Here is a 12,246-nt window from a genome sequence, read left to right as displayed (position 1 = left end):
CGGTGTTTTCGTCAGCATCGGCGCGAATGGGCGGCTGGAACGACGGCGAAGACGCACTGAGGCTCAGATCCTGAAAGGATCTCGTTGACGAGAACCGGCGTGGCGTTGGACCTTGCGGTTTTTGCGGGCCTGGATCACGGAATTCCGAACCGATCCATTGGCAAAGTTCCGCTCAGAAATCTCCCTTTGCTCCGTCACTGAGGACGGTTTGCATGATTTTCTTCACTTTCAAGGTCTCCTCCTTAAGTTCCGGAGGCAGCGGCTTTCCGCCATATATCAGCAAGTCCATATTGATCGTATAGATCCACAATTTCCCTGTCTTGTCCTGAAGAAGCGCAATGCGACAGGGGAGATAGGCCGCGAATGCGTCGGAATAGTCGATCATGTGCGCCGCGGTGAGCGGGTTGCAATACAAATAGATTTTCAGCTTTCTCCAGGGCGCTCCTTGCATCGCGCTGACCTGGTCGCCAAGCGGCAACGCACCGACATCCTTTATGTTCATTGTCGTCGCGATCGATCTGATCGCCTGATCGACGTCATCGAAGGTCAGGCCATCCTTGACCTTCGCTCGCCACACCGTCGCTTCCGCGGGATTGCCGGTTTCCAGCAAGACTTTCGCAATGTTCGAATAAGTCTCGCGCGCTCCGGGATCGAAGCCCGCCAGGACCGATTGCGCCTTGATGAAAAGCGCCAGGATCGCGACAATCGCGATCAAGCCTATGAGCGCAAGGACATTCTTGATGAACTGCATTTTTCATCCTCCCCTCATTCAAGGGATTTCTTGAGGTTTCGGCGTCCAAGAATTTTGCATAGCGCGGGCCGCCCCGTTAGCGCCGCGTTCTCATCCTCGACAGGGCAAGACAAGCACGATTTCGCGCCCGCCTTTCGACAGAGATTGAAGGCGCGCCGTTCTTGCTCCAGATCGGCCGGGCGGGAGGTCGTCCCGCCCGGCTCCGCGCCTTCGTTGAGATCACACGGGCGATCAGGCAGGCGTCGTCGTTTCAAAAAATTACATTTATAAATCGTGATATTGCAATATTATTTACATGTCGGCTATGATTTCACGAGCGTCTCCGCATATCGCCCGCCCGGACGAATGCCGGCTTGCGCTGGCGGCAATGACCAGAATTGGCGGCTACCTCACACGGTGCGGCGTGAAACGGCCTTGGACGGGTGTGACGCGAGACTGCCTTGTCGCTGGTAGGGGCGATCAACGCCTGGTTGGCGACGAGAAACAAAGGGCGTAAAACGCCTGAAAAAAGGGAGGAGAAAGCCGTGAAAAAATTGATCCTTGGTCTGTTGATGGCCTTGTTCCTGGCGCCGGCCTTCGCCGGAACCTACCAGCCTGTCGACACCAGCAAACTTCCCGAGGTCAAGCAGACCAAGCTGGGCCTTTATCTCTCCGCCCCCGAAGCTTACAAGATGAAGTCCGAGGGCGGCGCGAAAGTCCTGTTTATCGACATTCGGACGAAGGGCGAATTCTTGTTCCTGGGAACCCCTTCCGTGACCGACATGAACATCCCCTATATGGAAATCGACGATCCCGCGAGCTGGGACAAGAAAAACAATCGATACGCCATGTCGCCCAATTCGGATTTCGTGAGCGCCGTCACTGCCTTGGCCGATCGCCAGCATTTGACCAAGACCGATCCCGTCGTCCTGATCTGCCGCTCCGGCGATCGCTCCTCCCGCGCCGCCAATCTGCTTCAGGAGGCCGGCTACGCCAAGGTCTATTCCGTGGTCGACGGCTTCGAAGGCGACATGGGAAAAGACGGGCGCCGCGACGTCAACGGCTGGAAAAACGCCGATCTCCCCTGGGCCTATAAAATGACCGAGAGCCAGGCCTATATTCGCTGACGCGACCCGTCGGACCGTCCACGCCCATGGACGGTCCAGGATGCGCCCGAACCAGGCGCCCGAGCCGGATCGCGGCGGCCCATGGTCATAGACAGGCCTTGGGCTCCAGCAAAACCGGCGAAACAAAACGGCTGGCGTCCGCGGCATCCGGGTTAGTCCCTGGCGGCTTTGCCTGGTTCCCCTTGCCAGAAGCCGACTTCGAGGATTTTCCGAGCGCGATTTCGACGCATGCCGCGCCGAGTCCCAGCTGATGCCGGGGCCTCATCGTCGGATTCGATCCGGGTGAGCGCGCCATGGAATGGATCGAAGGTGGTTGAAATGCCTCTTCTTCTGAACCGCAGGTCCCTTTTCGCCGCAATGGCGGCCATCCTTTCGTCGTCGAAACCAGGCGAGGCGAAGTTTGAGCGGGCTTTCGACATCTCCACCGCCGACGGAACGCCGATCCGTAATTTCCGCATCGCGGCCGGCCGGTCGCTTTCCGATCTGCCCGGCGTGATTTTGGCGGGTCCGCGGGATGCCGGGCCGATCCTCTACGAATTTTTCGATTACGGCTGCGGCTATTGCCGGGTCGCCGCGCAGGAACTTGACGTGCTGCTGACGCCTGACGCCGGCGTCAGGTCGGCGCTCGTGCAACATCCCGTGCTTTCGCCGCGATCCGCCGACGCGGCGCGGGTCGTGCTGGCGGCGGCGCGCCTGCATGGCGACGCCGCCGCCTATCGGCTCCATGTCGGATTGTTTGAGACGCCGGGGCCGACGGGGACGGAAAAAGCGCTTGCCGTCGCCGCCGCGCAAGGGCTGAGGGCGGCGGCGGTGGCGGAAGAAGCGGCGCGCGAGGAGATCGCGGCGATCCTCGCGGCCCAGAGCGAGCGGGCGCGGGCGCTGTTGCTTCCGCAGACGCCCTCATTCGTTCTGGGTGAGTTCGCTTTCGTCGGATGGCCGGGCGCGGCGCCGATGGAATCCTTCATCGAGGCGACGCGGCGCTGCGGCGGCCTGCGCTGCCCATTGCCCGATTGAAGCGCGATGATGCGACCACGACGATATTGCCAACTGGACAGATTAGCGGGCGTATTTTCCGCCTCCGACTTTCGCGCCGGAATGCTGAAATGGGCGCGCGCAATTCTGACGATTTTGGCGGCTCTGGCCTTCTGGCCCGCGCCTTCCGGTCATGCGGCGCAACAGACCGAAATTCGTGTCGGCGTTCTCGCCTATCTCGGCGCGGAAGAGGCGGAGAGCGCATGGGAACCGACCCTGGCCTATCTGAACGCGACGCTGCCGGGCTACCACTTCACCATGGTCGCGGGCAGCCTGGCCTTCCTGACCTCGGCCGTGGCCGCGCATAGCCTCGATTTTCTGATCACCAATCCCGGCCATTATCTCGAATTGAAGATCGATTATTCCGCTTCGGCGCTCGCGACCGAACAGGACCTCGACGGCTTTCCGTCGAGCGAATCTGTCGGCGCGGCCATTATCGCGCTCAATCGGCGGAGCGACTTGCAGCATCTGACCGATCTGCGCGCCCGCAAGCTGGCGGCCGTCGCGCCTGACGCCTTCGGCTATCGCGCGGCGACGCGGGAATTGCTGGAACGGGGGATCGACCCGAACAAGGACGCCTTTCCGGTCTTCGTCGGCTATCCGGCGAGCGGCGTGCTGGACGTTCTCCGCGCGGGCCGCGCAGACGCCGGGATCATCCGCGCCTGCCTGCTGGAGAAGCTGGTCGCCGAAGGCAAGGCCGGGCCGGACGAGTTCAGGGTGCTCGGGCGAAAGCCGACCGACCTGCCGATCTGTCAGGTTTCGACCCGGCTTTATCCCGGCTGGGCCTTCGTCGCGGTCGCGCAGACTCCCGCCCCCTTGGCCGAGGCCGTCGCCGCGGCGCTGCATGCCATGCAGCCCGGACCCGGCGACAGGATCTGGACCGAGCCCGACGATTATCAGTCAGTCCAGGATCTTTACCGCACGATCAAGGCAGGACCTTACGCCCCTTTCACCCGGCTGGGCATGGCCGACCTTTTGTGGCCCTACCGCTACGGCGCGGCCCTGATCGGAATGGCGGCGCTTTGGTGGATCGCTCACGTGATTCGGGTCGCCTATATCATCAGGAAGCGAACCCGCGAGCTGGAAGAGGCGCATGAACTCGCCCGTCTGAAGGACGTGCAGATGGAGCACGCCATGCGCCTGTCTCTGATGGGCGAAATGGCGAGTTCGCTTGCTCACGAGATCAATCAGCCGCTTGCCGCCATTCTCAGCTATGCGCGCGGCTGCGAGCGCCGGCTGGCGCGCGGCGAGGATGTCGACGGCGTCCGCGAGGCGATCGGCCGCATCGCCATTCAAGCAGAACGGGCCGGCGACATCGTCCGGCGCATGCGGGAATTTGTGCGCAAGAATCCGGCTCGGCAGGAGCCGCTCGAACCCGCCGCGGTCTTCCGGGACGCCCTGGCCCTGTTCGAGCCTTCCGCGGCGGCCCATGAGCTGCGGGTGGACGCCGAGGTGCCAGAGTCGCTGCCGCCCGTGGTCGCCGATCGCCTCCAGATCGAGGAAGTGACGCTGAACCTGCTGCAGAATGCGCTTGAGGCCGTCGACGGCCAACCGGAGAAGAGCATCCGGTTCGTCGTGGCGCGGGAAGGCGCTGCAATCGTCGCCACCGTCAGCGACAATGGCCCCGGCCTCGCGCCGGGGGCGCGAGAACGACTGTTCGAGGCCTTTTACACAACCAAGCCAGGAGGACTCGGCCTGGGCCTCTCGCTCAGCCGCTCGATCGTCGAGGCCCATGGCGGGCGTCTCAGCGTCGACGAAAACACACAGCGCGGAACCACTTTCCGGTTCTATCTGCCGATCGCCCCAAAGAGCGCGCAAGAAAACGCGCAAGAAAACGCCCCAGAGATCGCCCCAGGGATCGCCCATGTCTGAGGCCTCGCCGATCATCTATATTGTGGACGACGATCCGGCTGTTCGAGACGCCATGGCCTTTCTCGTCGGCTCGGTCGGCTACAGCCATCGCCTGTGCGCCTCGGCGCAGGAATTATTGCGCGCGCTCGACGACAGCCGACCGTCCTGCCTGGTGCTCGATGTGCGTTTGCCGGGCTTGAGCGGCCTGGAGTTGCAGCGCGATCTCGCGGAGCGCCGATCCCCGGCGCGGATCGTGTTCGTCTCCGGGCATGGAGACATCCCCAAGGCGGTGCGCGCGATTCAGCTGGGCGCCGTTGATTTTCTGGAAAAGCCCTTCGACGATCAGCTGTTGCTCGACCGCATCGGCGAGGCGCTCGCCGCCAGCGCCGAAGAGTTGCGCCGTCGCGCCAGCCGCGCCAGCCTCGAACGGCGGCTGAGCGGTCTGACCGAACGCGAGCGGGATGTGCTGCGTCTGGTGATTCTCGGCAAGACCAGCAAGGTTATTGCGTCGGCGCTGGATATTTCGGTCAAGACGGTGGAAAATCACCGCCACAATATCATGACCAAGGCCGGCGTGGCCTCGGTGGCGCAATTGATTGCCTGGGCGACGGAGGCCGACGGATCGGCGTCTGGATGAAAACCCCCAGGCGCCCCCGGCGCCATCCCGGATAGGCATGCGGCCTGGCCACGGCCAAGATTTGCGAAACGAGGAACAGCGTCCGGGCGGGAAAAGCGCCCGACGCGGATCGAGGACGCGTCCATCGCAGAGGGAGAGCAACTCCCCGGACGCCATGACTTCGGTTCGCGTGGTCGAAAAGACGACGTGTTCAAGGGAGGAATGATGACGATAGCCGAGCCGCGCTTGAGCGCCTTCGCGTCTTTGTGCGCCCGAGATCCTGGTTCCGACCCCGTCAGCGCGGGCGCCTGCGCAGCCCCCGCCAGCTTCGTCGCGCGCGCTGGCCGCGAAGAATGACCGGCTTAATGCGGCAACCTCGGCCGGGATTTCAAGTATCGCCGCTTTGGCGCGCTCGCTTGGCCAGGGTCCCGAAAATCATACTCGTCGCGGGCAGAGCCTCATGGGGGTTGGAGTGTCGGTCATAAAATTTCTGAAGCTCGGCGCCTCCGTTGCGGCGATTGGGCTGGTGGTTGCCGTTGGCGGCAGCTACGTGGCGCCGATCTGGTTCGCGCCTCGGCAAAATGTTCATGTGGATTCCGCCGATCCGGTCCTGATCGAAAAGGGGCGGCATATCGCGCAAGCGTCGGATTGCGTGGCGTGTCATACCGCCCCGGGAGGCAAGCCGTTCGCGGGCGGTCTGGCGATGCAGACGCCGATCGGCGCGATCTATTCGACGAACATCACTCCGGACAAGGGCGCCGGCATCGGCGGATACGACTTTGCCGATTTCGAACGGGCGGTCCGTCATGGCGTCCGCAAGGATGGCTCCCCGCTCTATCCGGCGATGCCCTATGTTTCCTACTCCGTGCTGACAGACGAGGATGTGCAGGCGCTCTACGCCTATTTCGTCTCTGGGGTTCAGCCGGTCGCGCAGCAGAACCATGACTCGACGATTCCCTGGCCGACCAATATGCGTTGGCCGCTTGCCTGGTGGCAGATGCTGTTCGGCGGTCAGCGCAGTTTTACCCCGCCGGAGGGCGCAACGCCCGAAATCGCGCGGGGCGCCTATCTCGTCGAGGGCGCGGGGCATTGCGGCGCCTGCCACACGCCGCGCGGCGCGGCCTTCCAGGAAAAGGCCCTCAAGGATGGGCCGGATGGCGAGTTCCTCTCCGGCTCGGAACTTGAGGGATGGTTCGCCAAGAGCCTGCGTCACGAGGATGTCGGGCTGGCGAGCTGGTCCCAGCAGGAGATCGCCGATTTCCTCAAGACCGGCCGCAACGCCCGTACGGCGGCGTTCGGCAGCATGGCCGAAGTCGTTCAGCACAGCGCGCAACACCTGAGCGACGCTGACGCATCGGCGATCGCCGCCTATCTCGCAGGCCGCGCGGCCCGGCCCGGCCACGCCGCATCCGCGACAAAGGCGGAGGACATCACCACTGCGAAGCTGTATGACGGCGCGGATCATAGCCCGGGGGCGCTCGGCTATGTCGCGCGATGCGCCCCCTGCCATCGCATGAACGGGCAGGGCGCGCCGCGGTTGTTCCCCGCTCTGGCGGGCAATGCCGTCGTGACGACGGTCAATCCGAGCTCGCTGATCCAGATCACGCTCGCCGGCGGCGCGATGGCCAAAACCCCGGCGGACAAGACGCATCCGTCCATGCCTGAACTGGCCAAGCTGGACGACGGCGCCGTGGCCGACATTCTCAGCTTCATCCGCAACAGCTGGGGCAACAAGGCGTCGCCGGTCTCGGCGAGCGACGTCGCCGCCATGCGCGGCGTGATCGCCGGCAAGCCGCTCGATTATGTTCCGGAAAATCCGCCGGCGTCGCATGCGGATGACGTCAAGGCCGGGCAGGCGCTGGCGCTGGATCGCGTCAAGGGCAACTGCCTCGCCTGCCACACGCTCAAGGGCGGCGACGCGCCAAGCAGCGTCGGTCGGGAATTGGTCGACATGAAGCGTCGCTTCCCCAATCGCGCCGATCTGGTCGAGATTCTGACCGACGAGTCGATACGCAATCCGATTGCGCCAATGCCGTCCTTGGGCCGCAATCATGTTCTGACCCCGGCCGAGATCGAGAAGATCATCGACTTCCTCTACACGCTATGATCGATATGGCCTGTCGCAACGCAAATACGCGATACCGCCGCGATGAAGGCGACCCGTCGGACCGCGCCGCAGCTTCAGGCGGCGCCTGGCGCGCCTTGTTCGAGCTGGCATGTGTTCGCCAACAATCTTCCCGGCCAGCCGGAAGCGGCATGGACCGGCAACCTCGGCAAGACCGACACTGTGACGGTGAAACTCGCATGATCAAGTCCAGCCTGCGTGACCGATTTGCACTCGCCCGGAATGTTGCTTGCGCTCTGCTGCTTCTGGCGGCGGCGCCGGCGAAGGCCGCCGACGAGAAGATTGACCCTGAAGCGGATCGCAGGGCTTTACAGGCTTTCTTCTTCGCCAAATTCCCCAATGTGGCGAAGGACGATTTCGGCAATGGCCCTTATGCGGTCAATGCGGAAATGCGCAAGCAGTGGAAGGAAATCATGGAATTTCCTCCCTACGAATTGGCGCTCGACGAAGGGCATGCCGAGTGGGAGAAGCCATTCGCCAACGGCAAGCACTACGCCGATTGTTTTGACAACAAGGGCGAGGGCGTCCGGCAAACCTATCCGCGCTTCATCGCCGAAACGGGTCAGGTCGAGACGCTGGAAGGCGCGATCAATCGCTGCCGCGTGGAGAATGGCGAAAAGCCGCTCGATCCAATGACTGGCGTGATGGCGTCGCTGGCTGCCGTGATGTCCGAGTCCTCGCGCGGCAAGCCGTTCGCGATCGCCATTCCGGACGATCCGCGCGCGCTGGCCGCCTATGAGCGCGGCAAGGAATTCTTCTATTCGCGGAAAGGCCAGCTCGGCGTCTCCTGCGCGTCGTGCCATATGTCGCCGGCAGGCGAACGTATGCGCGGCGACATTCTGGCCCCGGCGCTGGGCATTCTGGCGGCGATGCCGATTTACCGCTCCGACTGGGGCAGTATGGGCACCTCGATTCGTCGTATCTCGACCTGCTCGTCGCAGACCCGCGCAGTGCCGCTGAAGCCAGACGACGAGGATTATCGTAATGTCGAATACTTCCTTTCTTACATGAGCAACGGCATTCCCATCGTCGGTCCGGGGACTCGTCCATGATACGTGCAATCTTTTTTGCGGCCGGGCTCGCGATTCTGAGCCTGCCCGCTCTTGCTGCCACACAGGCGGAAGCCGAAGCGGCGATAGCCGCCGCGCAGGCGGCTGAATCAGCGGCGGTCGCCGCCAAGGCGGCCTGGACCACGACCGAGACCGCTTTGACCCAAGCCAGGAAGGCGCTCGCCGACGGGAAATGGGACGAAGCGATAGCAGCCGCCAATGAGGCGCTGGCGCAGGCCAAACTTTCGGTCGAGCAAGCCAACGAGCAGAAAGCGTCCTGGCGAAACGCGGTCTTCCGTTGAGCCTCGCCGACGATCTCGACAATGGTCCCGGCGGGATCGCTCGTTGGGATTTTGGCGCCGACGGAGACGACGCAGCCGCTCTCGCGCTGGCGCGTCTCGATGGAAACCGTGGCCGGATTCGGGGATAATAGGTTCAGATGAACCCGTCTTCCTTGTTGACCGGATAGACCGAGGCGTGTCCTGGGCGAAAACACCCATACGCCCCCGGCGCCGTCCCGGATAGGCGCGCGACCTCGCCGCCGCCAAGATTTGCACAACAAGGAACAGCGTCCGGGCATGAAAAACGCCCGGCGTGAATCGGGGAAACGTTCATTGCAGAGGGAGAGCGACTCCCCGGACGACGCCACTCCGGTTTGCGCGGTCGGAAAGACGACGCGCCCAAGGGAGGAATGATGACCATAGCCGCTTTGCGCCCTGGCGCCTTTGCGCCTTCGCGCGCCAATCCCGACCTCATCCTTTTCGCAACGCGCAACCGGCTCCCGACCGCCGCCGCGCGCATTCCGCTTTGACCATCGCTCCAAGGAGAAAATCATGAATCTCGAACACCCAGCCAGCCGTCGCGGATTTCTGCGCCAGACCGGCCTGCTCGGCCTTGCCGTCTCCGCCGCGACCTTCCTGCCGCGCATGGCCTATGCGGCCTGGAACAAGGCGGCCTTCGACGCCAAGACCATAGCCGACGTTTACAAGACCATGGGCGTCGAGGCGCCAACCGCCAGCGCCGAGGTACAGCTCATTGCCTCGGATATTGCCGAAAACGGCGCGGTGGTGCCGGTCGAGGCGATCAGCAAGATTCCTAACACCACCCAGATCTCATTCCTCGTGGAAAAGAACCCGACCATGCTCACCGCCCAGTTCGACCTCGGACCGGATATGCTTCCGGAGGTCAGCACGCGCCTGAAAATGGCTCAGACGTCCAATGTGATCGCGCTGGTGAAGGCCGATGGGAAATTTTACACGGCGACCAAGGAAATCAAGGTGACGCTCGGCGGCTGCGGCGGCTGATGTCACGGCAACCCTGGCGGCGGTCGTCGAGCGGTTGGCGAAAGCCAGGGCGAGACGCCATAGCGCCAGCGCGGATGTCGAACGCTCCGTCGCGTCCCATTCGCTCGAATTAGAAATGAGAGGAGAAATCTTATGGGCAATCCGATGAAAATCCGCGCCGCCAGCAAGGACGGCGTGACCGAAGTAAAAGTGCTGATGAACCATGTGATGGAGACAGGGTTGCGCAAGGATCCTGCCGGCGAGCTCATTCCCGCCCTGTTCATCACCGAGGTCACCGCCAAGCTCAATGACAAGGTGGTGATGCAGGCGCAATGGGGACAGGCGGTGGCGAAGAACCCGTACCTGGGTTTCAAGATCAAGGGCGGCCAACCGGGCGACAAGGTCTCCATCTCATGGAAGGACAGTTCGGGCGACTCCCGCTCGGACGAAGCGCCTGTAAGCTGAGACCGGATTGCGGACGCGGTCGGAGCGGCGCCGACGTTCTTGAGAAGAAATGACGCCGAAAACGCGCGCTACGCTTGGGCAAGATTTACGATTCCGATGCGTCCAGCGCCTTCTCCAAGATGCCGCGCAGCGTGCGCATGGGCATCCTCGCCGAGGGTCGGATCCGCGATCTGACAGCCCTGCTGTTCGACCCGTAATCGCCTGCCAACCACGAAACGGAAAGCGCCATGAATCGCCGCGAATTTTTGCATCTTCTCTCCGCCGCAAGCGCGGCGGGTCTGGCGCTGCCCCTCGATCCGGCCCGGGCGGAACAGGCCGCCGAGGCGCTTTACGACGCGCCTGCTTTCGGCAATGTGTCGCTGCTGCATATCACCGATTGCCACGCGCAATTGCGGCCGATCTATTTCCGCGAGCCCAATGTCAATATCGGCGTCGGCGCCATGGCGAACCGGCCGCCGCATCTCGTCGGTGAGGCCTTTTTGAAGCATTTCGGCGTCCCGCCGGCGACCCGCCTCGCCCACGCCTTCACATTTCTCGATTTCGAGCGTTACGCCGCGCTCTATGGCAGGGTCGGCGGCTTCGCTCACCTGGCCAGCCTGGTGAAGCGCCTGCGCGCCACCCGTCCCGGCGCGCTGCTGCTCGATGGGGGCGACACCTGGCAGGGGTCGGGCGCCGCGATGTGGACGCAGGGGCAGGACATGGTCGACGCCGCCAAGTTGCTCGGCGTTGACGTCATGACGCTGCACTGGGAATGCACCTACGGCCAGGAGCGCGTGAAGGAAATCGCCGACAAGGATTTCGCCGGCCATGTTGATATTGTCGCGCAGAACATCAAGACTACCGATTTCGGCGATCTGGTGTTCAAGCCCTATGTCATGCGCGCGGTCAATGGCGTCAAGGTGGCGGTGATCGGCCAGGCCTTTCCCTACACGCCCATCGCCAATCCGCGTTACATGGTCGCCGACTGGACCTTCGGCATCCAGGAAGACAACATGCAGAAGACGGTTGACGCGGCCCGCGGCGAAGGCGCGCGGGTCGTGGTCGTGCTGTCGCATAACGGCATGGACGTCGATCTGAAAATGGCCTCGCGCGTGCGCGGAATTGACGCCATTCTCGGCGGCCACACTCATGACGGGATTCCGTCGCCGAGCATCGTCGAGAACGGCGGCGGCAAGACCCTGGTGACCAACGCGGGCTCCAACGGCAAGTTCGTCGGCGTGCTCGATTTCGACGTCAAGGACGGCCATGTCGCCGATTTCCGCTACCGGCTGCTGCCGGTCTTCTCCAATCTCTTGCCGGCGGATGCGGAAATGGCGGCGCTGATCGCCCGGACCCGCGCGCCCTTTGAGAGCAAGCTCGGCGAGAAGCTGGCGGTGAGCGAGGGCCTGCTTTACCGGCGCGGCAATTTCAACGGCAGTTTCGACCAGCTGATCCTTGACGCCTTGATCGCGGAAAAAGACGCCGAAATAGCTTTTTCGCCTGGCTTCCGTTGGGGGACCACGATCATGCCGGGCGAGCCGATCACCATGGAGAACGTGCTCGATCAGACGGCGATCACCTATCCCCATGTCACGTTGACGCCGATGAAAGGGTCGCAGATCAAGCAGATTCTCGAAGATGTCTGCGACAATCTGTTCAACGCGGATCCATATTATCAGCAGGGCGGCGACATGGTGCGCGTTGGCGGCATGAGCTATTCCTGCGATCCGACCGCCACGATGGGAAATCGCATCGGCGACATGACGCTCGACGCCAAGCCGATCGACGCCGAAAAGACCTATAAGGTCGCCGGCTGGGCGCCTGTTTCCGAAGCGGCGCGGGACGCCGGCGGCGAACCGATCTGGGATCTGGTGGCGCGGCATCTGCGCTCGAAAAAGACCATTGCGGCGCCCACGCTCAATCTTCCGAAATTGAAGAATGTCGAAGGCAATACCGGCATTGCCAGCTGACCGTCCCCCGCTTGCATGG

12 protein-coding genes are annotated in these 12,246 nt (G+C 63.1%); 11 read left to right on the top strand and 1 reads right to left on the bottom strand.

The features are described 5' to 3' along the window. Positions 1-172 precede the first annotated feature (172 nt). Entirely contained in the window at positions 173-751 is a 579-nt protein-coding gene (locus tag QM467_RS18785; protein WP_283367866.1) for a DUF302 domain-containing protein, read from the bottom strand. A 524-nt stretch (positions 752-1,275) separates the two neighbouring features. Between QM467_RS18785 and QM467_RS18780 the strand changes: the two genes are divergently transcribed. The 11 genes from QM467_RS18780 to soxB all read left to right on the top strand — a co-directional run bounded on the left by QM467_RS18780 (position 1,276) and on the right by soxB (position 12,227). After that, a complete protein-coding gene (locus QM467_RS18780) occupies positions 1,276-1,857 on the top strand; it encodes a rhodanese-like domain-containing protein (RefSeq protein WP_283367865.1) in 582 nt (193 codons plus the stop codon). A gap of 318 nt (positions 1,858-2,175) precedes the next feature. Continuing rightward, on the top strand, positions 2,176-2,871 hold the full coding sequence (locus tag QM467_RS18775; protein ID WP_283367864.1) for a DsbA family protein: 696 nt from the start codon (positions 2,176-2,178) through the stop codon (positions 2,869-2,871). Between the two features lie 81 nt (positions 2,872-2,952). Then, positions 2,953-4,761 (top strand): sensor histidine kinase, encoded by a 1,809-nt coding sequence (locus tag QM467_RS18770; RefSeq protein WP_283367863.1) that lies wholly within the window; start codon positions 2,953-2,955, stop codon positions 4,759-4,761. Continuing rightward, on the top strand, positions 4,754-5,377 hold the full coding sequence (locus QM467_RS18765) for a response regulator transcription factor (RefSeq protein WP_283367862.1): 624 nt from the start codon (positions 4,754-4,756) through the stop codon (positions 5,375-5,377). Before QM467_RS18770 ends, QM467_RS18765 begins: the two co-directional genes overlap by 8 nt. Positions 5,378-5,828: 451 nt before the next feature. Beyond that, positions 5,829-7,463 carry a c-type cytochrome gene (locus QM467_RS18760; RefSeq protein WP_283367861.1) on the top strand — a complete coding sequence of 545 codons (1,635 nt, stop codon included), beginning with the start codon at positions 5,829-5,831 and terminating at the stop codon, positions 7,461-7,463. Positions 7,464-7,660: 197 nt separating this feature from the next. Next, positions 7,661-8,533: a sulfur oxidation c-type cytochrome SoxA gene (gene soxA, locus QM467_RS18755; RefSeq protein WP_283367868.1), complete on the top strand. Its 873-nt coding sequence runs from the start codon at positions 7,661-7,663 to the stop codon at positions 8,531-8,533. Continuing rightward, on the top strand, positions 8,530-8,832 hold the full coding sequence (locus QM467_RS18750) for a hypothetical protein (protein ID WP_283367860.1): 303 nt from the start codon (positions 8,530-8,532) through the stop codon (positions 8,830-8,832). Before soxA ends, QM467_RS18750 begins: the two co-directional genes overlap by 4 nt. A 531-nt stretch (positions 8,833-9,363) precedes the next feature. Then, positions 9,364-9,834, top strand: a complete 471-nt coding sequence (soxY, locus tag QM467_RS18745; RefSeq protein ID WP_283367859.1) for a thiosulfate oxidation carrier protein SoxY — start codon at positions 9,364-9,366, stop codon at positions 9,832-9,834. Between the two features lie 132 nt (positions 9,835-9,966). After that, positions 9,967-10,278, top strand: coding sequence for a thiosulfate oxidation carrier complex protein SoxZ (gene soxZ / locus QM467_RS18740; protein ID WP_283367858.1), 312 nt, complete (start codon positions 9,967-9,969; stop codon positions 10,276-10,278). Positions 10,279-10,352: 74 nt separating this feature from the next. Beyond that, positions 10,353-10,475 carry a hypothetical protein gene (locus QM467_RS18735; RefSeq protein WP_283367857.1) on the top strand — a complete coding sequence of 41 codons (123 nt, stop codon included), beginning with the start codon at positions 10,353-10,355 and terminating at the stop codon, positions 10,473-10,475. Positions 10,476-10,505: 30 nt separating this feature from the next. Continuing rightward, a complete protein-coding gene (soxB, locus tag QM467_RS18730) occupies positions 10,506-12,227 on the top strand; it encodes a thiosulfohydrolase SoxB (protein ID WP_283367856.1) in 1,722 nt (573 codons plus the stop codon). Positions 12,228-12,246: the final 19 nt, after the last annotated feature.

The organism is Rhodoblastus sp. 17X3 (assembly GCF_030056575.1).
Taxonomy (GTDB): Bacteria; Pseudomonadota; Alphaproteobacteria; order Rhizobiales; family Beijerinckiaceae; genus Rhodoblastus.
This window is presented reverse-complemented; position numbering and strand designations above follow the sequence as displayed.